The sequence below is a fragment of the Bacillus sp. FAU18 genome (assembly GCF_056033885.1).
Genome location: NZ_JBVYHZ010000003.1, coordinates 1171070 through 1194622, shown reverse-complemented (window position 1 = coordinate 1194622; position 23553 = coordinate 1171070). Strand labels below are relative to the sequence as shown.

Sequence of the window (23553 nt, the reverse complement as noted above, 5' to 3'; positions counted from 1 at the left end):
TATATCTCTCCAAAAAAAGTATCTTTATCCTAAAAAATGCATAAAAAAGAGAAGAGAGGTTTCCTTCTCTTCCTTGGGATTCATTACTGAGTTTTAACCGTGCCGTAATGAGTAATTGTGACGTTCACACTGTATGTGATGTCGGCTTTACTGAAGGTGTCATCCCAGTTATTTTTCACCCTTTTCCATAAGTGAGGATATGTAAGTCTTAAAGATTCATCAAAACCCGCAACATCTGCTTTATAATCATGCTGAATTTTTTTTAATACATGACCAACTATTTTCTTTACCTCGTTTTCAATAGTCGTTTCGAGACGATCTATAAACTGGGTGTCCAATGCCTCTTTTGTGTTCCAGTTTTCAACCAAATCGCCTTCTGATTCAATATCGACATGGAATGAAATATCCGTCCCTTTTACGACTGGATCAATTTTGCTTTTGATTTTATTGATATCGTACGCTAACGTCTGTTGGCTCTTTTTATCATGACTTTTGACAACTCCGCCTTTTCCTCCCCCTCTAATCCATGTAATCCCCTCAATTTCATATTCATTTAAGGTGCCGATCATTTTTTTCGACTTTCCGTTGATTACAGCTGCTCCGGAATACTTGATCGCTCCATTCGCCGCGACCACATTTTGCAGTAAAAAACTGCTGCCAGAATGCAGTTTTCCAATTAGTTTCGCGAGTGTCACAGGGGGAAGAATTCTGGAAACCTTATGTTCATTTTCACCTAGTCCAATCAGCCGAAATGCCGGAATTTCTCCGTTCTCTTTCAGCTGGAGAGCTTCTCTTGCTTCCCCTTTAGCAGATAAAACAAGACAGCTCAGCCTGATTTCATTATCACGAAAAAATTGATCCAGCATTTCGTCGATAGGAAATGTGTGCAGCACATCTTCACTCATGACAACAACTTTTAAATGCGGGCTAAACACTTCTCGGTCCCGTCTTAATGCAACCTCACTTCCGATCTGCTGTAATGAATCCCCTGTTTCACTTATATTAATATACGCTTTTTGCGCTCCTTGTCCGCTACCGCCTCCCCCGCCAGTGCCCGCGCCTGCCGCTTTTTCATTAACAAATTGATAGGTCAGCGTAATGTTGTCTTTTTTCGGATAGCTCCCGCCCTCTTCTTTTAACTCTTTTTCAGTGTTCGTTTCTTTTCCTTTATCAATTGCGATAGCGAATGTGAGACCCAGATCTTCTATTTCCCGGCTGCTCCAGCATCCTGTTACGCAAATCATCAGCAGACATACCATGACCATAGCAGGCAATTGACGTTTTAGTTTACTTTTCACCTCTTTTCCTCCATTTCGAAATGACTAACAGCAAAATCGGCAAAGCGCCAAATATATACAAAGCGATATGACTGACCGTATCGCCCAATATAAAGACGTCATTTTCATTTTTCGGCATGCAAGAGAGGATATAAATAACAGGAAGCAGCCCAAACATACATGAAAGGGGTTTCTTTTTAAAAACTTGTGAGACTCCCAGGGAAGCTGCATAAAAAGTGATAATAAACGTAGCAAAAAGCTGCATAATCCAAATCACAAGCAGGAATGATTCAAACCGTTCAAATATTAAACCAGGTATTTCAAAACTTCTCATCAGGTCAAGCCCCGGCCATGTTCTCGTCACAACTCCCTCAACTGATAGTGCACCGATGACCATAATTAGCGTAATCATATAAAAACTGGTCACAACGCCTGTCCCGATCACAACCGCTTTCACCGCATTTTTCGGCTTTTTCATAAATGCTACTAAAATGAGCATAATTTCTGAACATGTAAATGAAAGGTTCGTTGTCTTTACACCTCTAAGAACCGGCATGATTCCATCACCTAATACAGGGCGCAAATTGTTGATCTCAAATATGCCTAAACTCATGAGGGCTATCGTTAAAAAGATGATGACCGTAATCGGAAAAATCATTTCAAAAAGCCGTGCAATCGGATCTAGGCCTTGTGTAATTGAATAAAGCCCAATCCAAAGAACTGTCATAATGATGGCCCAAGACGGTGTCCCTTCGAGGAGAAAAAAATCCACGATTTCGGACATGACTCTGACTTCAAACGCACCGAGTGCCAGAAAATAAGTAATAAAAACAATACTGATCAGATGCCCGAGCCATTTTCCTACAATATGTCGGGAGTATTCATAAAAGGTCTCCTTAGGATACTGCTGGCTTAATTTAACGATAATCATCCCGGCTATTACCGCTAGGACCCCGCCTAATAAAACTGAAATCCATCCATCAGGAGATTGTGTTTGTTCTGTTACTGTCCGAGGGAGCGTAAGAACTCCGGCAGCAAGCATATAATTAATGATGATAATCGTTGCCTGAGCGGTTGTGATTTTACTGGTTGGGCTGAACATGAGACTTTATCACCATCCTGTCGAGTTCATCACTTCACCCGTTTTGTATTATCTGTATTCATCATTTTAGGCCGGCGCTTCATGACTAAAAGAGGCATTCTGATAACAAAGTCTTTCCAATCTTTTAAGTGATAGGGCACTGCCGGACTTGCGTATGGCACACCAAAGCTCTTTAGCTTTACGACATGGCTGCTTAGCAGCAGATAATACATAATGACTCCAAACAATCCAAACACCGCCGCACAAAACATCGCGCCAAACCGAAGCATCCGAAGTGCTATACCTGTGCTATAATGCGGGATGGCAAATGAAGAAATTGCTGTGAGCGCAACAACAATGACCATGATTGGACTGACAATCCCCGCCTGCACAGCTGCTTCCCCGATGATTAATCCGCCAACTATGCCAATTGCGGGTCCAATTGGTTTTGGCAGACGAAGCCCCGCTTCTCTTAAAATTTCGATCGCGACTTCCATAAATAAGGCTTCAATGAGGGATGGGAACGGAACACCCTGGCGCGTCCCGGAAATTGAAATCGCCAGCTTGGTCGGAATTAACCCCGGATGAAAAGAAATAAATGATATATATAAAGCGGGTGCGAATAACGTTATCATTGCTGCTATGAACCTCAGCAATCTGATGAGCGAGCTCGGGAACCACCGTTCATAATAATCTTCAGGCGATTGAAGCATCATGCTGAAAGTGACTGGAACAATCAAAGCAAACGGAGTGCCGTCAAGCAGAATGGCTACTCTTCCTTCCATTAGTCCGCTTATGACGCGATCAGGACGTTCTGTACTCTGTACTTGCGGGAACGGGCTCAAGTAATTATCCTCAATTAACTGTTCAACGTAGCCTGACTCCGGCAAATGATCGTTCTCAATCCCTCTCACTCTTTTTCTTACTTCCTCGACTACTTTTGGATCTGCAATGTCATTCATATAAGCGATGATTAAATCCTTTTTTAATCGTGTTCCTACTTCAAATCTCTGCAATGTTAATTGATCATTTTTTCCTTGCTGTCTCAAAAGAGCTGTATTCGTACTCAACTCTTCTGTAAAGCCTGTGCGCGGCCCTCTGACAAGCGCTTCTGAAAGCGGCTCCTCGATACTTCGATTTTGTTTTTTTACAGTTCCCAGAAGAAAGGCCTGCGGTATTCCATCGATGAGAAGCGCTGTCGAACTAATGAAAACATTCAACACGATATCACTGATTTTCTCTGATTCTATGACATCACCGATTGATACGATTTGATTTTTTATCTGTTTCGAAGTTAAAATACCTTTGCCGGATTGAGAAATTTCATCGCTTACCTGATTAGGTTGATTCATGGCTAACACTGATAGTCCTTTATTAATCAAATCCTGATCAGACAGTCCTTCAACAAAGATCAATGCCGCTTTCACATGTAAATGAGTGATTTCAAGCTCACGGAAGTGAACGTCCCCGTTATGTCCTATTTTTCTTTTTACATGTTCTAAATCGTATCCGATGTTACCAGTTAACACATCCTGATCCTGCTTTTCAGCTGTTGAATAATCTGATTTATGCTGCTTCTGTGTTTTGTACTGATTGCTCCGCCACCTCATCATTGCACCTTCTTATACATGAATCCAAGTAAACACTTTATAGATTACATATGGAACGAGAAATACAACTAACGCTTGAAACCACACATTCCAGTCAGTAAGTGTTGATATCATGTTATCCATCTGTCAGTTCCCCTCTCTCTAATAGGATTATTTTTCCCGTATACCTATTTTTTATGTTCGTCTTTTTTTCTCAATAAAAAAAGCATGATGAACATTTCATCATGCTTTTAAAGAAATCAACCTGACCATTTTGCATAATTAACACAAAATGAGCCTTTTAGCAGTCTGGGATAAACTAAAATTCCAGCTTGAAGCTTTCTTCCTGATCTGAAACTTCCACAGGAATCCCCATTATCGTTTTCGGTTTGGAAACGTAAACAAAGCGCATTTCTTCCTCTAATTGCTGAAACGCTTTTTCACTAACTATAATTCTGGCCGGCTTCCCTGGACTGTTATCAATGGCTGCTTTGATTTTTCCAAGCATAAAAAACCTCCTGTTTTAGAAAATGGCTCATTTACTATTAAAACAAAAATCACAAAATAAATTGGCTGAACAGGAATTCCAGTTCAAACATAACAGTTGCGGCTGAGCAAACAAGCATGAAAGAAATGACAACATACACATCTCTCTCTTTCTCGTGCATGCAGAATTCTCCCATTCACAGATCAGACTGGCGACTGACACGCTGTTCAACAGCAGCTCTAGCATAAATAATGCACGCTGTGGACATGATCTTATTAGTTATTATATGATTGAATTGAAAAAAACATCATATGTCAAGAGGTAAACGAAATGGCTCAAAACAACGAAAACGCACTACCGGATATTACAAAAAACATTACCCTGGAGGCTCCCATTCAGAAAGTCTGGGAGACAGTCTCTACTTCAGAAGGCATTGCCAAGTGGTTTATGCCCAATGACTTTCAGCTCAAAGAAGGACAAGAATTTCACTTACAATCACCGTTTGGGCCGTCCCCTTGTAAAGTTTTGGCTGTTCAAGCTCCAACTGAACTTTCTTTTGAATGGGATACAGAAGGATGGGTCGTTACCTTTCAATTAGAAGACTTGGGGGAAAAGACAGGGTTTACCCTTATTCACAGCGGCTGGAAAGAGCCGAATGAAGTGATCGGCAAAGCAAACGAGAAAAGCTCCGTCGTTCGCGGTAAGATGGATGGCGGCTGGACTGGCATTGTAAATGAACGGCTTCGTAAGGCTATCGAAGAATAAAAAAGAGAGAGGTATCTCTCTTTTTTGTTTTTTCCAAGGGTCATACTTCACAATTTGAGTCCATCAATCATAAAACGTAACAGTTTTAGATTTACCAGAGTAATCGGTAACAAAAAACTCGGCTTTGTTATTGCTCCCATCTACAAATTTTCCAATACTGCTAAATGTGTGGCATTCTCCGGGTGAAAAATAGTTTGCCCCTACATAATCATCAGGATTGTCACCGGGATCATCCTCATATAAGTGCAGTGAAACAGAAAAAGGAGTGCTTCCTGAAAGGCACACTCTAAAATCTCCTCCGGTTGAGTATACCGTCGGACTTGAGTAAGTATATGTGTAAGTCCCCAACTTATCCCACTCTCCAGCCCCCGCAGTTCCGGCTTTTTCTGCTTGTGCCGTTAATGGAAAAACCGCAGCAAACCCTAAAACAGACAAAAATCCAACTACCTTAGTGAATCTCATAGCTACACCACTCCTCTATTTCAATGATAGCCGCAGATACGTTTGTATCATTTCCGGCAGAGCTACATAATTGATCCAGCCTGCCTCCCTGCTTCTTAGGCAGGTGGCATTGGACATTATATTCAGCAGCAGCCGTTTTATGAATCTGCCTTTGTGCTGGTTTTAAAATGTTCAAAATAAATGCATTCCCATTTGTACTGCTATCTCTTATAATTTGTTTAAAAGGTTGTACTTCAATCAGGGGGAAAAGGGTATGGAATTAAGCTTCACAAAAATACTCGTTATTTTGTTTGTGGGTTTTTTAGTATTTGGGCCTGATAAACTGCCGGCGCTTGGCCGTGCAGCAGGAAAAGCCTTATCAGAATTTAAACAAGCAACAAGCGGACTGACTCAGGATATCAGAAAAAATGACTCAGAAAACAAAGAAGACAAACAAATGTAGGATAAATCGTTTGGGCCGATGAAAAATCGGCTCTTTATTTTGATTTGTTTTTGTGTCATCTGTCTTTTTTTTATCATTTGGACAGCCCTTTTTTCCTTCTATGATTTTAACTGTCCAAGCCGCAAAATCTACTCGCCGTATAATAAAGCGTAGTAAAAATAAAGGAGGAGTATATATGGGTTATTACAAAAAATACAAAGAAGAGTATTATACGGTCAAAAAAACGTATTATAAGAAGTATTACGAATATGATAAAAAATACTATGATCACCATGATAAAAAATATTATGACTGTGATTACGACAAAAAATATGATGACTATGATAAAAAATATTATGATCACGATAAAAAAGACTATGATTATGTTGTAGAGTATAAAAAGCATAAAAAACACTACTAAACGCCATTAACATCTCCTCGTTTTTACTTTCCCCCGGCTATTGCCGGGTCTTTTTTGTTTGTGCACTATATGTATATTTCTGAAGCTTCTCTTTCTATGAAAACCTTGATGACTGAATCTAAAAAAGAATAATGAATATTTAGTACATAGTTTAGTTAGTTCATAAGTGAGCGCATTCAGTTTATGCAGTTACAAAGAAACTTTTATAAATTCTTTGAGGATCATACATAAAAGGAGAGGTTTTTTGTATAGAAACATCGTATTTTACTTTGTCTATTTATATCAGTTGTCATGAAAAGCTTTGAGGTGATAAGAACAATAGCCAATGTTATCTGCTTTGTTTTCGTATTGCTGTATTTTAAAGATGAAATGAAAACATACTCACGTAAAGCGTTAGCAATCCTAAGTATTTGTTTTCTTTTCTTAGTCGGAATCTGTGCTTTTGTCATTTTACAAGGACAGACATTGATGAAACGTCACCTCTTTTTTACAGGCTGGGAAACGATAGCGGGCATTCTTTTAATGATCGTTTCTTTAAGCATTTGTACTTTTATTTTGAGGAAAATTTCAAATCGGTTAAAACGATTGTGATCTCGTTCTTTCCTCTAATAAAGGTATATAGCTTTAAGATTGGCGAAGCGGTTCGTCCCTTACTTCACTCAAAATGAAATATTTTGTCGATTTATATACATCAATCCAGTTCCAAAATAAGGTATAATAAATGGCGAAACCACTATCAAAAGGGGGAATTTTGATGAAAAAAGTATTGATTGCAGGTGCAGTAGGAACAGCAGTTCTTTTCGGAACCCTTTCATCAGGTATACCAGGCTTACCAGCGGCAGACGCTCAAGTCGCAAAAGCAGCATCCCAGCTGCCTAACGGAATCGGCGGCCGTGCCTACCTGAACAGTACGGGCGCCGTTTTTACAGCTAAAATCACGCTTCCTGAAACTGTCAAAAATAACGACTCGGTCTCTACTCCCTATATTTATTCAGGCTTTAGGGCATCAAGCGGAACTGAAGCCGATATCGGGCTTCAGTACAGCAAACAATACAACGTCTGGAAGCCCCTCATGAAGGTTGGGTCCAAAAATGAAGAAACGTACATCGAAGGAAAAGACAAATTCACATACAATAAAGGCTTCCGCCCTGGAAGCACAGTCCAAATGACAATCTATAAAAATTTAAGCGGCAATACGCGCATGACCCTTTGGGGAACGAACAATGACGGCTATACCGGACGGATTATCACAGAAATTCAAGGAACCAACATCGGCACGATTTCAAAATGGAAAACCCTTGCTACCGCGGCTGTTTCGTATGAAAGCCAGCGTGATGCGATCAAAGCAACCTTTTCGACATCTTTTAACAACATCACAATCGACAATAAAGCCGTCACTCCTGTGGTAGATACACAGGATTTCGCAAAGGTTTCAGTTGCAGGAAATAACGTTACGATCTCTGTTAATAAATAAACGAAGCAGCAAAAAGCCGCCAGCATTGTCTGGCGGTTTTATAATCAATTTTCCATCCCCATAAAAAACCGTGTCGGAATCCACTCCCTATATAGATTTACGAACAGTAGTACTTCCCTTTTTATGTGTAACTTTATTTAAACAGCGTTAGAATTAAGACATTTTTGTTTCGATGATAAAATTAATCATAAGCAAAAGTTGAAATTTTGAAATAACTTTGGTATGATTAATTCAATTACTATAGAACTACATAAATTAAAAGCCCCTTATTTATGGGGCTTTCAATTATTTTTTTAATTACAAAAATAACTACCTTGAAGCTTAGGTTGACAATTACACTAACAGAGGTTCGATGTTGGTCATTGCTTGATGATTGTAAAGTGAATTATCGAAATCTTCAGCTCCTTTGGTTATTTATCATATTTTAATATAGGGTGGAATTTGTATGAAATACGGAAAAATAGGTCTTTTTGGAATTATTTTAGTTATTATTGCTCTTCTGGTATCAATGTATTTTATGTTTAATACAAAAGCTTTGATACCTGCTGGATATGATTTGGCTATTCATGGAATTGTTATATCGAGAACATTAATGATTGCTTTCACTTTGTATCTAGTTTCAAAATTAGGATATTTTCTTCTTAATAAAAAAGATTAGCTTTTATAGCTAATCTTTTTTATATAAAATTAATAGTTTTTCAGTGCATATTCTCCATACATAGGTTTTTTAACTACATATTTTTTCTTTGATACACATTTACCAGTAACTATATCCTTACGACAGTTGTATCCTTCTTCTACATTATACCTAACTCTATATGCCATATAGACTCTTTTATTCGCTCCAACGTTTAGAGTGTATCCTTTAGAGCTTGCTACAGAGCCTGCAGTCGATATTCCTAAACCACTTATAGATCCGCTGACAGTTGTTGTAAAAGTAACTGTTTTGTTTGCAGTAATAGATCCACCTTTACTCCCCGTTGCTATATTATCAGAAACTCTTTTAAAGCTAGACCAGCTTTTATATGTTTTTACATTCATCTTAACATTACGAAAATCATTCACAAATTGCGCAGTAAACTCCCCTCCTCCTAAGTTGCTTGTTACTCCAGTTGTCTCGTTTGCAAATACAGTATGCACTTGTGACTCAACGCCTTTAATTGAGACAGGTTTTTCTTCCCCTTTTTCAGCAGCTAATACATTGCCATTAGGAAGAGACAGGGTAAATAGAGCTATAGAACTAATGGCTAACTTACAAAAAACTTTTTTCATCGACAACAGTCCTTTCTATGTATTCATTTAGTACCATATAAGTATACAATTTCTAGAAATATATTTAAATGGTTATTTTAAAATATTATGAATTTTTTAATAGAAATTCATTGGTATAGTATTATTTAACATAGTGCTTGTTCATCCCTGGCAAATCTTAAGGCAATCCATCGCAGAAACACAATCCCGTGCTAAAAAATATGAAACTTTTCCTTTAATTATAGTTATGGATAATTTCAATCTTTTCATTTTTAAGTTGAATTTTAGTCAGGGACCAAAAAGTTTCATAACAAAAACAAATAACCTAGAACTGCACAAAGTAATTGAATTCATTGCACGATGTTGGTCTTTTAAGGTGAAATATGTATATGTTAATATTAGGTTTACAATTAAGCTATTCAAGTGTTTTAAAAATAATCTAGAAAGGTTGATGAACATGAACCTTTATTTAGTTATAGCTCTTGTTATTTCAGTTTTTTTTAATGTGATCTTATGTATCCAGTTAGCAAAATACAAAACCAATCGATCCACTAATATAAATTGGAAGGAAAGGATGGGGCTCAACAATCCTTTTACAGCTATAGTATGGGCTTTTCTTTTCATTACAATTTTCTTGAGCCTTATGATATTAATAGGAGGAATTAACACCTTATAAAACCAATGGCCTTTTCATATCGTTCGTTTAATTTTTCAGACCACGCATCCGTTGTTCACTTGTACTAAGAGAACCCAACGCTTCTAACAATCCTTTTGTTTCGCGTTGGGCTCCAATTTTGTTTACTATTTGTTTATAGAAATATGAAGAAGAAATTTCTTCATATTTAGCCTAATGCCAGCTTATATTCTGAAAAATAACATATTATCCCCTTCCGCCCCTACCATTAATTCACTGCACAATAAAAAGGCAGCATTAAACCGCTACCTCAAATAAAAGCTTGTCCCCATGTTTATAGTTGATTAACTTGAAATCATCAATGGTAAAGTCATAAAAATCTTTGACTTCAGGATTGATCCATAGTTCAGGTGCTTCAAACTGTTCTCTTTCCATTTGAATTTTCAAATTGTCTATATGACGTGTATACACATGGCAATCCCCAATGTTAAAGATATAATCACCAAGCTCATAACCAGTCACTTGAGCAATCATGCGCTGCAACACATTGTACTGGAATATATTGAATGGATTCCCCAACGCCATGTCATTGCTCCGTGCTCTTACCTCAAGGTGGAGCTTACCTTGCTTAACATACCATTGAGTTTCGTATACACATGGCGTTAAGGCCATTGCGTCTAAATCATCAGGATTCCACAGCATTGTAATGTGTCTGCGTGAAGACGGGTTGTTCTTCAATTGATGAAGAAGATAATCAACCTGATCCACTTTTTCTCCATTTAGACTTCTGTTTTTCTTCCCCAGCTGAAATCCATATGCATGTCCGATGGTGCCGTCTTCTTGTTTCCACTGATCCCAAATATGTACGCCCATCTTGTTTAAATCATTAACATCATTAGATTTCAGCTGCCAAATCCAGAGCAACTCTTTAATGGCTGTTTTCCAGGCAACCTTTTTTGTCGTTAAAATCGGAACCTCTGAGTTGTCGAATCTCATTTGCTTACTCATTACACTTAGAGTATGTGCCGGTGTTCCATCTGAGTCCCACTTGGTTCTTACATCAAACTCTTCGTCTGAGATTCCATTATTGATAATATCCTTTATAATTGAATTGTATTGTTTATCGAATTGCGTCATAACTATTCATATCCTTCTTTCATTTTCAGTTGCTAAGCATAATTTATTACGAATGCAATATTATCGCAAATACTAAGCACTCGCAGATAAAGTGAGGATCTTATTCCACTCACTGTGTGTTTAAAGAGGAGTTAATCCCCCCCTCTTTTACACCTGTATTTCCCCATAACATAGTCTGTCACATAGCTCATAGTTACCGCCAGTTTGGTACATACACCGTTGATAACATTGTTGAGGATTATAAGAAATGGTTTGATATTGCGGCACATAAAAATTCAAATAGTTAGGTGTTTGTGTATACCAAATTGGAAATTGTCTAAACACATTAAATCCTCCAATAGCTTTTTCTGATTTAATGCATTGTATTTTACCTCAATATCAATTGTCAGTTGTCCATGTGCAATTGGGCTTTCTTTAAAATAAATTCTCTCTAATTTCATTCATTTGATCATTAACAACTTTTTTATGATATTTGGCAGCGGTTCATACCTTATATGATCTGTTTCTAACCGGTTTTGCTGCTTGTTTTTGATGTCTAACTTTAAATCCTTCCAAAAGCAGTGTGAAAAATCACATCATAGATCTCTTGAATCTTAACCATAACGTTCAAATATTCTTCAATGAGAAAGTCCCTTTTTACGTATATTAATCTTCTCTATACACTTTACTATTATTTTACAGTGATTGAGTGCTCTCTCTCGCTCTTATTTTCATAAACAGCTATCCGTTTTGTTTTTCAGAAAGTGTTTTAAACAGCCTCTTTTTACTATTCTTATTTCATTTGACCATACCATATCATTTAAACTTCATAAATTAAATTCGAATAAAATAAAGGAGGAATTTAATTGGGTTATTATAAAAAATATAAAGAAGAGTATTACACTTGGAAAAAAACATATTACAAAAAGTATTACGACAATGATAAGAAGCATTATGATTGCGACAAAAAGTATTATGATCATGATAAAAAACATTATGATTACGACAAAAAGTATTATGACCATGATAAAAAATATTACGATGATCACGATTATCATTACGAAAAAAAGTATCATGATGACGATGATCATTATTATGATTTTGTCGAATCATATAAAAAACATCACTAAATCTCTTAAACGTCTATTTATTCCCCGGCGACATACCGGGGGCTTTTTTATGATATTTATCGACGATACTCAGATTTTTTTGTGCTCATGGCTGCTGTAAATTCAATTATTAATGAACACACGTCATTTAACTTGGCTTATTATTAGTGACATTACTAGTTTTTAGTTGCCTTCCCCTACTTATAAAAATTTAGATAAAAGTATTTCTTTATAGAGATGCTTGTTTCATCGACATCTCAATCCTAAATGTGGTAAAATCGATAAAAATGTAAAAACTGTAAATATAATAAAAGGAGCATCTATATGTATATAAGTATTATAATTTTAGCATCCATGCTTTTATGGGGGGCAGTTATCCACGAGCTAAGTAAACCTTCAAAAAAGCAAAACACCAGAAAAATTGTTTCTTTGACATCTTTAGGTTCTTTATCGACTTTAGTTATTACTATTTCACTTTTTCAAAACTTCCCTTTTTAAAATTTGTTTTTAATTAAATGCTTCGTATTAAAATATTCATTTTATACATAATATTTATATGTACCTTGGCTGAAACCTCCATTAATCAATCACACAGCATGAAGACAGCCAAGGATTTATTTTGTTTACTTAGTACCTGTTGAACCGAGTCCTCCTCTATCTTCGTTTCCCAAATGCTCGACTTCAACCAATTCAACCGCCGGCATTTTCTTCATGATTCTAAACTGACAAATACGATCACCCTTCTTAATTTCAGTATCACGCAATGCATAAGCAGGAAAGAACCAGAAATCGTTGTCACCCTTATATGACTCATCGATAACACCCATTGAATTTGTTTGAATAACGCCAAAGTTCTTATATGTACTTGAACGAGGGACGACACTGTGCTTCGTAACCTTCAGGCAGCTCCATTGCAACACCTAATGGGACAAGCTTAAATTCATCTTTTTTGATTGTTACATCTTCAGCTGCCCGAAGATCAATCCAGTCTCCCTGCTCAATTTTGCTGATTCTTGTTTGTGTTTCATCTAGATACTTGATTTTAATTTGCATTGTCATGTATTAGCTCCTTTAATTTTTATTGACTATCATACACTAAGGCTTGTTCTTGTGTCATTTTCATCAGTTATAAATTGAACGTCTTCAAAATCATTCTGTAAAGCATTGAAGTAAAGTTTTTCAATGAATTTTTTGTTTTTACAGTAAATCGAAACGTAGCTATTATCTGCTATCAAAAGGACAAGTTCGCAATCACTGTCAGCAAACTCTTCATATGTATTGACTTGATTAATCATTTTTCCATATGGAAATGCTTTCAGTTCAACGAAAATGGTATAGTACTGATTCAGTTTTAATTGTTGCTCAAAAACTGCCCCTTCAACAACTGCGTAGTCATGAAAAAGCTCCTCATCAACGAGTTCTCCTTCTACAACAAAATAAGATTCCCCACTCGTTTGCCACCTATAATTAGCTATTTCTACCGGCTGCAGTATTCTCTATAGAAAATTTCCATATTCATTCGGTATTTGAAAACTAACTCCCCTATTCATGTATACCCCTTACTTTAAACGATTTTCTAAACGATTTTTGTGAATACGAGTTTAATTATATACTCTGACGTTAGGTTTATGGAACAAGGAATCGACTGCCTTTTCAACCGATTATCTTTTACAGAATTTCCTCAGCCCTTCTCATTCAATGTTCATAACAAAAGACGCCCTCTTGTTCTCTTGTCTTTGTCAAGAAAAGTTAGCCCAGCCAGTGCCTTCATATGAAGTGTCCTGCTTGTCTCATCTCTGTAGACCGTACTTGATTACGCTTTAATCATCCTCATGTTATGACATGTTTACTCCGTCATAAATATTCACCAGAAATCAACATACACTTTTTGTATTTCTTGTGAATTATAGGATTTCCCAAAGGTCTTTCCAACTCTTTACCGAATGTATAATTTTGTAATTTATTTCTTATATAGGAGATGAAGAAAAGTGTTTAAGAAAATTGTGGTAGGTACGATTTTAGTTAGTTCAATTACAGGATTAAGCTCTACTTATGCTTCAGCTGCATCAATTGACCACACACCTAAAAAAGTCTCTGCGTTTGCAAAAGCACAATCCGATATTATACTAGAAGAGGAAGAAACGTTTAGAGGTGACGGAAAATTTTATTTTGATTATTATGGAAGTGAAGATGGCGAAATCAGAGTTTTTGTTGAGAATACAGGAAGCAATCCATTTGAATTCAAAATTGTAAAACCAGGTGGTGGAACAATCGCTTCCGGCTATACAGTTAAACCTGGCAAAAGTGTAACTCTAACTCTTGACGTATCACACTATAAAACCGGAACATATTATATTCGCTGTCAAAATGATGATGGAGCTAAGATAAAAGCTTTTGCAAAAGTGCGTGCTCTCTAATAGGAATCCAATGGAGCAAGGAAGATTGCTGTTACTTCCTTGCTTTTTTTCTGTGCTTCTATACTGCAAACATCAAACATCACTAATTCTAACCTGTATCCTTTGTATTGATGAACGGTAAGTATTTCCTGATTAGATTTCTCGTTATCATCTACCCTTAGAAAAAAATGCCCCAAAACAAATAATCATTTTTGTAATCCTCGGTCGCCGTACCCATTAACACCCCACTTACAAGCCTCATGTATCCCGTACTTGCTATTATTCGAACATTGATAGGCACCTTCTCGTATCACATGGATTTGCTGTTGAATGATTTCAAATAAAGTTGAATAAAATAAGATCGAATCATCCAACAATTAACATTTACTTGCGGCAATAGGTGGTATTTATAATCCATAAGAAGGAAGGAAGCGTTGATGATAAAGCTTTGCCGAGAAGTTTGGATCGAAGTCAATCTTGATGCCGTTAAAAAGAATTTGCGAGCGATCCGCCGTCATATTCCACATAAGAGCAAAATAATGGCTGTCGTAAAAGCGAACGGTTATGGTCACGGGTCTATAGAAGTGGCACGCCATGCACTGGAACACGGGGCGAGTGAGCTCGCTGTTGCCAGTGTGGAAGAAGGAATCGTTTTACGAAAAGCTGGGATTACAGCACCTATCCTTGTGCTTGGTTTTACATCCCTTAGTTGTGTAAAGAAGTCAGCAGCTTGGAATATAACATTATCAGCATTTCAGGTTGATTGGATGAAAGAAGCAAACAAGATATTGGAAAAAGAAGCGAGTGCTAACCGGCTGGCCATTCATATTAACGTGGATACCGGCATGGGACGATTAGGTGTACGCACAAAGGAAGAACTTTTAGAAGTAGTGAAAGCCTTAAAGGCAAGTAAATTCCTCAGATGGACAGGGATTTTCACACATTTTTCGACAGCTGATGAACCGGACACAACACTCACAAAGCTGCAGCACGAAAAATTCATCAGTTTTCTCAGCTTTTTAAAAAAACAGGGGATTGAGCTGCCCACCGTGCATATGTGCAACACGGCTGCAGCTATCGCATTTCCGGAATTTAGCGCTGATATGATCCGTTTAGGTATCGGCTTATATGGTTTATATCCTTCAGCCTATATTAAACAACTAAATCTCGTTAAGCTTGAACCTGCGTTAAGTTTAAAGGCACGCATCGCTTATGTGAAAACCATGCGGACAGAACCCCGAACCGTTAGCTATGGTGCTACATACGTCGCAGAACCTAATGAAGTCATTGCTACACTCCCGATTGGCTATGCTGACGGCTATTCTCGTGCCCTTTCCAATCGCGGGTTTGTTCTTCATCGCGGAAAACGAGTGCCAGTGGCAGGAAGAGTAACAATGGATATGATCATGGTCAGTTTAGGAGAAAACGGTGAAGGTAAACAAGGAGAAGAAGTCGTGATTTACGGTAAGCAAAAAGGAGCCGAGATTTCCGTTGATGAAGTGGCTGAAATGCTCAATACGATTAACTATGAAGTCGTGTCTACATTAAGCCGCCGCATCCCTCGTTTTTATATAAGAGATGGCGAGATTTTTAAAGTATCAACTCCAGTATTATACGTGTAGAACATCTTAAAATGCTGAATCAAGATCCCTCTACCAGAGGGATCTTGTTTTTTCTGAAACTAAAAAAATCCCTCCTATAAGAAGAGAGATTTTCAACATATTTATACCTCAATAACTGATTGTTCAGGAGTATTAAGATCGTGTCGAGAACGAAAATGCTCTTCTAATTCTTCAAGTGTACGCCCTTTTGTTTCCGGCATGAATTTGTATACAAAACCGATTGCCAATACACCTAAAGCCACAAATATAAAGAATGTAAAAGACAAACCTACAGAGCTAAGCAAGATCGGGAAAGCAAAACCGATCACAAAGTTTAATATCCAAAGGAAAAAAACACTTATCCCAGAACCAAGTCCTCTTAACCTTTGAGGGAATATTTCCGCTATGACAAGCCAAGTCACAGGTCCTACACACCCTTGCATAAAGGCAAGAAATAAAACGGTCAAAGAAAGCACTACATAAGGAAGTGCCATAGATCTATCAAGCACAATTGAGAAAATCGCAATCAATAGGAGCGCTGTAGTCGTCCCCGCCAAACCAATCAATAATATTGGACGCCGTCTCACTTTCCCGACCAGCCAAATCCCAAATATAACTGCAATAACTGATATCAGCCCATTTCCAATATTAGCGATTAAAGCCGCTTTTGTACCAAAACCAGATTCTTTAAGAATTTGTGTGCCATAATACATAATCGAGTTCACACCTGTAATTTGATTCACGATGGCAACACCGATTCCAATCCATAAAAGACGGCGCAGCCATGGTGTAGAAAAGTCCTTGAGTGATGCCTTTTCTAGTGCTGTATCTTTTTCTACCGCTTCTTGAATTTCTCTACATTCAGCTTCTGCACGTTTACCTTCTCGAATTTGTTTAAGAACTCGCAGCGCCTCACTGTTTTTGCCTTTGGAGATTAGCCATCGGGGGCTTTCTGGTACCTTAAGCATACTGGCAAATAACATGATAGCCGGTACAGCACAAATGACTAGCATGTATCTCCAAACATGTCCCGTATTTGCCATTGTTACACCGAGGATCGCATTAAAAACATATGCTAAAAATTGCCCGCCAACAATCATTAGTTCATTTTGGGTTACCATACGCCCTCTCTTTTCATGCGGTGCCATTTCTGCTAAAAAGGCCGGCACCATCGCCGAGGCTCCTCCAACAGCCAGCCCCAGTAAAAAACGAAAGGCCGCCATGATGAAAACATTAGGTGCTAACGCTGTTCCCAGTGATGCCAGGAAAAATAAAAAGGAAAGATTAAGGATCATTTTACGTCGGCCATATCGATCAGCCAATCTTCCGCATAACAACGCTCCAAATGCGGCACCTAATAAAAGAATACTCGTAACAAGCCCTTCTGTAACCGGTGTTAAATCAAGCTGATCTGGCCTTGCCATAAAAGGTAAAGCTCCATTTATAACTCCGGTGTCATATCCAAAGAGAAGCCCTCCAAAAGTTGCTGAAATCATTATTAATTTCAACCTTCGATTTCGATGTTCATTCATATCCATTTCCCCTGCCTTTATTAAGAATACTTAATAAGCTCTTTCAGTGTGGATATTGAGTCAAAACTAAAGTCATCTCTATCTTAGATTTTCGCCTCTGGATTTGTAACCGTTTACATTTGTAGAATAAACCTAAGCTATTAGTTGTTATGTTGTAGTAATGTTTTTGTCACATCATTGTCATTTCTCATATTATCATAATTCCAAAAGCATTTTCAGTCAATATTATTTTCAGGATTATTTATTTCCGCTATGTGATGGTGATGTTTTGATCATCTCTTTGTGAAGTTAACTATTGGCAATTTGAGTGTTATAAGTTCCCTTGAAGTTTTCCATTCACAAAAAATGTCCATATCGTTATAATGATGATGTTTAATCGCGAAAAGAGAAAATGATAAAGAGGGAATCAATATGAAGAAGATTTTGATCAGTATGATCGCAATCGTTTTAAGTATTACTTTGGCAGCTTGCGGATCAAATCACGCAGCCAAAAACCATTCAGATTCTAATGGGACGGAGCAAGTCTCTCAAGATACTCAATCTAATGAATATAATCAGACAGAACAAAAGGCCGGCACGCCTCATTCAAAAAAGCAGAAGAAATTGGTCAATGTTACATTAGACAGAGCAATAGATGGAGATACGATTAAGGTTATTTACAACGGAAAGAAAGACACAGTTCGCTACTTGCTCATTGATACACCTGAGACGAAGAAACCAAATTCTTGTGTTCAACCATACGGTGAGGATGCGTCGAAACGAAATAAAGAATTGGTCAACAGCGGTAAGCTACAGCTGGAATTTGATAAAGGCGATCGCAAAGATAAGTATGGAAGACTGTTAGCATACGTTTATGTTGACGGCAAATCTGTTCAAGAGACATTATTGAAAGAGGGATTGGCCAGAGTAGCATATGTATATGAGCCTAACACAAAATACATAGACCAATTCAGACTAGATGAGCAAGAAGCAAAATCAGATAAACTGTCAATTTGGAGTAAGAGCGGTTATGTGACGAACAGAGGATTTAATGGCTGTGTGAAATAGAAAAACACTGTTTGTTAAAAAAAGCAGCAAACCTAGCAGAATGCAGTTTCCAAAGAATGAGAAAGAGATGATGGCGTGTCTAGTTTCCATTCTGCTTATCAAGCTAAAATCATGCAACTAGCCTGTAAAATTTCCGCTGTATAGTAACAATAAAAAACACCCCTTCACGTCAATGTGAGGGGGTTATTTGTGTGTAAACATCCTTCCTATTTCATCATAAATCAAGAGATCCCTCTACCGTCGTTAGCGCGGTTTCATACATCTTACCCATTGGCATTCCTAAGCTTCCCCACTTCTTGAAGTGTTCGCTGACAGAATACGATTCCGCTCGTTCGTTTTGTCTGCTGGACACTCCAATACTGTTTAAAGGTTGCGATACCTTGTTCTCACCATCTTTTCAAAAGAAGGCAGCCATGTCATCAAAGGCCTTTGATGATGATTGATCATTAATTGTTTTTCGGTTGATCTCCGGACAATAACATCATTAGTTTTTTCGAAAGCTCTTCAAAGCTGTATTGAGATCCTTTGTGTGAGTGTAAATGTTCTTATACAAATCAAATAGTGTTTTATATTTTTGAACATTTTGTGCCTTTGGATAAAATGCAGCAGCCTCACGAATGAACTGCTCTGCACATTCTTCAAGGGATTCAAACCATCCGCTTCCAAAGGCAGCCAGCATTGCAGCCCCCATAGCTGGCCCTTGTTCATTTTCTAACTTAATTACCCTCGTATTGAAAATATCAGCTTGCATTTGCAGCCACATATCATTTTTAGCTCCCCCACCAATAGAAACAACAGTATGAACTGATTTTCCCGCTTCGCGGAATAGCTCAATTGATTCATGTAAAGAAAATGTGATACCTTCCATTATTGCCCTCAAAAAGTGCTTTCTATTATGAGCTCCATCCATTCCGATCAAGCTTCCCCGAATAGAAGAATCAGCATGCGGCGTTCTTTCACCAACCAAATAAGGAGTGTATAGAAGTCCATTGGCTCCTATCGGAATAGCTTCCACCCCCTGCAATAATTGCTCAAACGATTCGTTTGGTGCAAACGTTCTTTTAAACCAGTCCAAGCTGTATCCTGCAGCGAGCGTGACGCCCATCGTATAAAAAGAATCCTTTTTTCCATGATTAAAAAAGTGGACTTTCCCTTTAAAGTCTCTTTCTTTTTCTTCTTCGTAGGAAAGTATGACCCCTGACGTCCCAATACTGCATAAAGTTTTTCCGGAAGAAAGGATACCTGCTCCAATAGCGCCGCAAGCATTATCTGCTCCCCCAGCGTACACTTTTGTTTTTTCTAATAGCCCGGTCTTCGCGGCAACGTGCGGAAGCAGCGATCCTACACAATCATGAGATTCAACAAGCGGAGGACAAATATCTGCAGAAATACCAATTTGATTGCAAATATCATTGCTCCACTCCTTGCGAGTAATATGTAAAAGTAAAGTTCCTGCTGCATCGGAGTATTCCGTGTGAATGGCACCGGTCATACGGAATCGCACATAGTCTTTCGGAAGCAAAAACACAGCAGTTTTTTTAAAAAGTTCAGGTTCATGTTCCTTCACCCATAACATTTTAGGTAATGTAAACCCTTCTAAAACACGGTTTTTTGTGATGTCAAGAAGATGATCGCCAAATTTCTCGGTCATCCTTATACATTGAGGCGTTGTTCTGGTATCATTCCAAAGAATTGCATTACGTAACACCTGACAATCTTTATCAAGCAGTACTAATCCATGCATTTGTCCCGAATAGCTTATCCCGTCAATATCCTTGGCTTGAACATTGGATATAGAAACCAATTCAGCCAATGCTTCAATTGTTTGCTGCACCCAGTCCTCAGGATTTTGCTCACTATATCCCGCCTTCTCTTGGATGAGCCGGTACCTTTTGGACGTTTCTGCACAAACCTTGCCGTTTTGATTAACTAAAATGGTTTTAACAGCACTCGTTCCAAGATCTATTCCAATGACATACTTCATTTTTTCACTCCTTGCCCTTTTAAAAAACCATTCACTCTAAATAAATCCTAATTATAGAAGTTACCCGTCATAACAACAAGCAATAGGAAAGGAATCATGACGGGTAATTCAGTGACTTGGTATTGATAGCAGGATCTGGAGCTTATCCTGTTATACTTCTAAAATGTATTGGTTCAATATCGCTTTTAATTGCTCCTGTCTTCCAGATTCGTTTTTAATTGATTTATGATTTAGCGCATATTGCTCAAGTGTGTGGAAATTAGCTCTTCCTTCTATAATTTCAAGACCAATCCCTTCAGTAAAGCTGCGGTAACGATGTTGAATCACATCTTCAAACACACGATCTTCGATTAATTTGTGGGCAACTTTCAATCCTCTTGCAAATGCATCCATCCCTGCAATATGGGCATATATTAGATCATCAGGCTCAAAAGAAGATCTTCTGACCTTCGCGTCAAAGTTTAATCCGCCGCTTCCTAGGCCGCCATTTTGCAGGATTTCATACATTGCTAATGTCGTAGAATATAAATCCGTCGGAAATTCATCCGTGTCCCAGCCTAAAAGAGGATGACCCTGGTTTGCGTCAACAGAGCCAAGCAGACCATGTACTCTTGCCATGCGCAATTCATGTTCGAATGTATGCCCAGCTAATGTGGCATGATTGGCTTCAAGATTTAATTTAAAATGATTGTCTAAGCCATATTGCTTCAAAAAGGCAATGGTTGTTGCTGCATCTGTATCGTATTGATGGGTGGTCGGCTCTTTTGGTTTTGGCTCAATCAAAAACTGCCCTGTGTACCCGATTTCCTTCGCATAATCCACTGCCATATGCATAAATCTAGCCAAATTATCAAGCTCAAATTTTAAATCGGTATTTAACAATGTTTCATATCCTTCACGGCCGCCCCAAAATACATAGTTCTCAGCGCCAAGCTCTTTTGCTGTTTCTAACCCTTTTTTCACTTGTGCTGCAGCATACGCAAACACATCTGCATTGCAAGAAGTCGCGGCACCATGGACGAAACGGGGATTCGTAAACATGTTTGCGGTATTCCATAATAGCTTAACGCCGCTATTTTTCATGTAATCTTTAATCATGCCCACGATCATATCTAAATTTTGGTTTGTCTCTTTTAGCGTACTGCCTTCTGGTGCAATATCCCGGTCATGAAAAGCAAAGAATGGTGCATCTAGTTTTTCAAACATCTCAAATGCTGCTTCTACTCTCATCTTCGCTAGATCCATGCCTTTATAGTGATCCCATGGTCTTTGCATCGTAGCTGCTCCAAAAACGTCTGTACCATCAGCAGTAAATGTATGCCAATAGGCAATAGAAAATCGCAAATGCTCTTTCATCGTTTTTCCGCCGATTACTTCTTGAGGATTATAATATTTAAATGCTAAAGGATTAGTCGAATCTTTCCCTTCGTAAACCACTTTGTTTGCGCTTCCAAAATAGTTGGTTGAACTGGAATGAGATTGAGCCATGTGATTTCCCCCTTAAAAATAAATTCAAATCATGATCATTCAAATACAAATGCATTTTATTTCATATTGTAAGTTACCTATTAGTTTGTTGTTCAAACAAACTAACTTATTTTCATCTTATATAACCTCATCAGTATTTTCAATATTTTTTTTAGTTTTTTATGAACACATTAGATATAATAAAGGGAAGATTCGTTATGTACTATGTTCATACTTAATTTAAAGATTAAACAAATGGAGTGGATGAAGTGGATATCGCTGATCAAACCTTTGTCAAAAAAGTAAATCAAAAGTTATTATTAAAAGAAATTCTTAAAAATTCACCTATTTCAAGAGCAAAATTATCTGAAATGACTGGATTAAATAAATCAACTGTTTCATCACAGGTAAACACGTTAATGAAAGAAAATCTGGTATTTGAAATAGGTCAAGGACAATCAAGTGGCGGAAGAAGACCTGTCATGCTTGTTTTTAATAAAAAGGCAGGATACTCCGTAGGAATTGATGTTGGTGTGGATTATATCAATGGCATTTTAACAGACCTTGAAGGAACGATCGTTCTTGATCAATACCGCCATTTGGAATCCAATTCTCCAGAAATAACGAAAGACATTTTGATTGATATGATTCATCACTTTATTACGCATATGCCCCAATCTCCGTACGGGCTTATTGGTATAGGTATTTGCGTGCCTGGACTCATTGATAAAGATCAAAAAATTGTTTTCACTCCGAACTCCAATTGGAGAGATATTGACTTAAAATCTTCGATACAAGAGAAGTACAATGTGCCTGTTTTTATTGAAAATGAGGCAAATGCTGGCGCATATGGAGAGAAAGTATTTGGAGCTGCAAAAAATCACGATAACATTATTTACGTAAGTATCAGCACAGGGATAGGGATCGGTATTATTATTAACAATCATTTATATAGAGGAGTAAGCGGCTTCTCTGGAGAAATGGGACATATGACAATAGACTTTAATGGTCCTAAATGCAGTTGCGGAAACCGAGGCTGCTGGGAATTGTATGCTTCAGAGAAGGCTTTATTAAAATCTCTTCAGACCAAAGAGAAAAAACTGTCCTATCAAGATATCATAAACCTCGCCCATCTGAATGATATCGGAACCTTAAATGCATTACAAAATTTTGGATTCTATTTAGGAATAGGCCTTACCAATATCCTAAATACTTTCAACCCTCAAGCCGTAATTTTAAGAAATAGCATAATTGAATCGCATCCTATGGTTTTAAATTCAATGAGAAGTGAAGTGTCGTCAAGGGTTTATTCCCAATTAGGCAATAGCTATGAATTATTGCCATCTTCCTTAGGACAGAATGCACCGGCATTAGGAATGTCCTCCATTGTGATTGATCATTTTCTGGACATGGTTACAATGTAATTTTTATGGAATGGA

The 23553-nt window shown here is 37.8% G+C and carries 23 protein-coding genes and 3 pseudogenes; 11 read left to right on the top strand and 15 right to left on the bottom strand.

Annotation, left to right across the window (positions count from 1 at the left end; all coding sequences use genetic code 11):
- Nucleotides 1-83: 83 nt before the first annotated feature.
- The 4 genes from AC0OMU_RS06205 to AC0OMU_RS06190 form a co-directional block, all read right to left on the bottom strand.
- Nucleotides 84-1298 carry a Ger(x)C family spore germination protein gene (locus AC0OMU_RS06205; RefSeq protein ID WP_474240981.1) on the bottom strand — a complete coding sequence of 405 codons (1215 nt, stop codon included), beginning with the start codon at nucleotides 1296-1298 and terminating at the stop codon, nucleotides 84-86.
- Nucleotides 1288-2379, bottom strand: coding sequence for a spore germination protein (locus AC0OMU_RS06200; RefSeq protein WP_047182672.1), 1092 nt, complete (start codon nucleotides 2377-2379; stop codon nucleotides 1288-1290). Before AC0OMU_RS06200 ends, AC0OMU_RS06205 begins: the two co-directional genes overlap by 11 nt.
- A 29-nt stretch (nucleotides 2380-2408) precedes the next feature.
- Nucleotides 2409-3971: a spore germination protein gene (locus tag AC0OMU_RS06195; RefSeq protein WP_474240980.1), complete on the bottom strand. Its 1563-nt coding sequence runs from the start codon at nucleotides 3969-3971 to the stop codon at nucleotides 2409-2411.
- A gap of 295 nt (nucleotides 3972-4266) precedes the next feature.
- A complete protein-coding gene (locus AC0OMU_RS06190; RefSeq protein WP_015383754.1) occupies nucleotides 4267-4455 on the bottom strand; it encodes a hypothetical protein in 189 nt (62 codons plus the stop codon).
- 309 nt (nucleotides 4456-4764) lie between these two features.
- Here AC0OMU_RS06190 and AC0OMU_RS06185 point away from each other — a divergent pair, with 309 nt between their 5' ends.
- A complete protein-coding gene (locus tag AC0OMU_RS06185) occupies nucleotides 4765-5199 on the top strand; it encodes an SRPBCC family protein (protein WP_100506858.1) in 435 nt (144 codons plus the stop codon).
- A 63-nt stretch (nucleotides 5200-5262) separates the two neighbouring features.
- Here AC0OMU_RS06185 and AC0OMU_RS06180 read toward each other — a convergent pair whose 3' ends face one another.
- Nucleotides 5263-5661, bottom strand: a complete 399-nt coding sequence (locus AC0OMU_RS06180; protein WP_474240979.1) for a hypothetical protein — start codon at nucleotides 5659-5661, stop codon at nucleotides 5263-5265.
- Nucleotides 5662-5676: 15 nt separating this feature from the next.
- A pseudogene (locus AC0OMU_RS06175) lies at nucleotides 5677-5836 on the bottom strand (hypothetical protein).
- 78 nt (nucleotides 5837-5914) lie between these two features.
- On the opposite strand from AC0OMU_RS06175, the gene tatAC reads away from it, so the two are divergent.
- From tatAC to AC0OMU_RS06150, 5 genes are all read left to right on the top strand, one after another.
- The gene (gene tatAC, locus AC0OMU_RS06170; protein WP_003231634.1) at nucleotides 5915-6103 is read left to right on the top strand and encodes a twin-arginine translocase TatAC; all 189 of its coding nucleotides are present in this window, start codon (nucleotides 5915-5917) and stop codon (nucleotides 6101-6103) included.
- A gap of 175 nt (nucleotides 6104-6278) precedes the next feature.
- On the top strand, nucleotides 6279-6503 hold the full coding sequence (locus tag AC0OMU_RS06165; protein ID WP_015483277.1) for a hypothetical protein: 225 nt from the start codon (nucleotides 6279-6281) through the stop codon (nucleotides 6501-6503).
- Between the two features lie 291 nt (nucleotides 6504-6794).
- The gene (locus AC0OMU_RS06160; protein WP_474240978.1) at nucleotides 6795-7094 is read left to right on the top strand and encodes a YoqO family protein; all 300 of its coding nucleotides are present in this window, start codon (nucleotides 6795-6797) and stop codon (nucleotides 7092-7094) included.
- A 160-nt stretch (nucleotides 7095-7254) separates the two neighbouring features.
- The gene (locus AC0OMU_RS06155) at nucleotides 7255-7977 is read left to right on the top strand and encodes a YrpD family protein (protein WP_144052038.1); all 723 of its coding nucleotides are present in this window, start codon (nucleotides 7255-7257) and stop codon (nucleotides 7975-7977) included.
- A gap of 445 nt (nucleotides 7978-8422) precedes the next feature.
- Entirely contained in the window at nucleotides 8423-8635 is a 213-nt protein-coding gene (locus tag AC0OMU_RS06150; protein ID WP_038429026.1) for a hypothetical protein, read from the top strand.
- A gap of 29 nt (nucleotides 8636-8664) precedes the next feature.
- Here AC0OMU_RS06150 and AC0OMU_RS06145 read toward each other — a convergent pair whose 3' ends face one another.
- The 3 genes from AC0OMU_RS06145 to AC0OMU_RS06135 all read right to left on the bottom strand — a co-directional run bounded on the left by AC0OMU_RS06145 (nucleotide 8665) and on the right by AC0OMU_RS06135 (nucleotide 11439).
- Nucleotides 8665-9249: a hypothetical protein gene (locus AC0OMU_RS06145; RefSeq protein WP_047182666.1), complete on the bottom strand. Its 585-nt coding sequence runs from the start codon at nucleotides 9247-9249 to the stop codon at nucleotides 8665-8667.
- Between the two features lie 910 nt (nucleotides 9250-10159).
- A complete protein-coding gene (locus AC0OMU_RS06140) occupies nucleotides 10160-10999 on the bottom strand; it encodes a thymidylate synthase (protein ID WP_474240977.1) in 840 nt (279 codons plus the stop codon).
- Between the two features lie 275 nt (nucleotides 11000-11274).
- On the bottom strand, nucleotides 11275-11439 hold the full coding sequence (locus AC0OMU_RS06135; RefSeq protein WP_144052037.1) for a hypothetical protein: 165 nt from the start codon (nucleotides 11437-11439) through the stop codon (nucleotides 11275-11277).
- 405 nt (nucleotides 11440-11844) lie between these two features.
- Here AC0OMU_RS06135 and cotU point away from each other — a divergent pair, with 405 nt between their 5' ends.
- The gene (gene cotU / locus AC0OMU_RS06130; RefSeq protein ID WP_015483271.1) at nucleotides 11845-12108 is read left to right on the top strand and encodes a spore coat protein CotU; all 264 of its coding nucleotides are present in this window, start codon (nucleotides 11845-11847) and stop codon (nucleotides 12106-12108) included.
- Between the two features lie 602 nt (nucleotides 12109-12710).
- Here the strand turns inward: cotU and dutA are convergent.
- A pseudogene (dutA, locus tag AC0OMU_RS06125) lies at nucleotides 12711-13146 on the bottom strand (dUTP diphosphatase DutA).
- Nucleotides 13147-13175: 29 nt separating this feature from the next.
- Nucleotides 13176-13580, bottom strand: a complete 405-nt coding sequence (locus AC0OMU_RS06120) for a DUF2691 family protein (RefSeq protein ID WP_474241187.1) — start codon at nucleotides 13578-13580, stop codon at nucleotides 13176-13178.
- A gap of 495 nt (nucleotides 13581-14075) precedes the next feature.
- Between AC0OMU_RS06120 and AC0OMU_RS06115 the strand changes: the two genes are divergently transcribed.
- Both AC0OMU_RS06115 and alr read left to right on the top strand, forming a co-directional pair.
- Nucleotides 14076-14504, top strand: a complete 429-nt coding sequence (locus AC0OMU_RS06115; RefSeq protein WP_047182661.1) for a hypothetical protein — start codon at nucleotides 14076-14078, stop codon at nucleotides 14502-14504.
- Between the two features lie 416 nt (nucleotides 14505-14920).
- A complete protein-coding gene (alr, locus tag AC0OMU_RS06110) occupies nucleotides 14921-16105 on the top strand; it encodes an alanine racemase (protein WP_100506606.1) in 1185 nt (394 codons plus the stop codon).
- Nucleotides 16106-16206: 101 nt separating this feature from the next.
- On the opposite strand, the gene AC0OMU_RS06105 is transcribed toward alr, so the two are convergent.
- Nucleotides 16207-17622 carry a sugar porter family MFS transporter gene (locus AC0OMU_RS06105; protein WP_474240976.1) on the bottom strand — a complete coding sequence of 472 codons (1416 nt, stop codon included), beginning with the start codon at nucleotides 17620-17622 and terminating at the stop codon, nucleotides 16207-16209.
- 405 nt (nucleotides 17623-18027) lie between these two features.
- On the opposite strand from AC0OMU_RS06105, the gene yncB reads away from it, so the two are divergent.
- Nucleotides 18028-18663, top strand: a complete 636-nt coding sequence (gene yncB, locus AC0OMU_RS06100) for an endonuclease YncB (protein ID WP_474240975.1) — start codon at nucleotides 18028-18030, stop codon at nucleotides 18661-18663.
- A gap of 214 nt (nucleotides 18664-18877) precedes the next feature.
- Here the strand turns inward: yncB and AC0OMU_RS06095 are convergent.
- From AC0OMU_RS06095 to xylA, 3 genes and pseudogenes are all read right to left on the bottom strand, one after another.
- Nucleotides 18878-19043, bottom strand: a pseudogene (locus tag AC0OMU_RS06095) (glycoside hydrolase family 11 protein); the annotation flags it as partial.
- 104 nt (nucleotides 19044-19147) lie between these two features.
- Entirely contained in the window at nucleotides 19148-20647 is a 1500-nt protein-coding gene (gene xylB, locus AC0OMU_RS06090; RefSeq protein WP_474240974.1) for a xylulokinase, read from the bottom strand.
- A 150-nt stretch (nucleotides 20648-20797) separates the two neighbouring features.
- Nucleotides 20798-22135, bottom strand: coding sequence for a xylose isomerase (xylA, locus tag AC0OMU_RS06085; RefSeq protein ID WP_474240973.1), 1338 nt, complete (start codon nucleotides 22133-22135; stop codon nucleotides 20798-20800).
- 248 nt (nucleotides 22136-22383) lie between these two features.
- Here xylA and xylR point away from each other — a divergent pair, with 248 nt between their 5' ends.
- Complete coding sequence (gene xylR / locus AC0OMU_RS06080; protein WP_474240972.1) at nucleotides 22384-23538, top strand: transcriptional repressor XylR; 1155 nt, start codon at nucleotides 22384-22386, stop codon at nucleotides 23536-23538.
- Nucleotides 23539-23553: the final 15 nt, after the last annotated feature.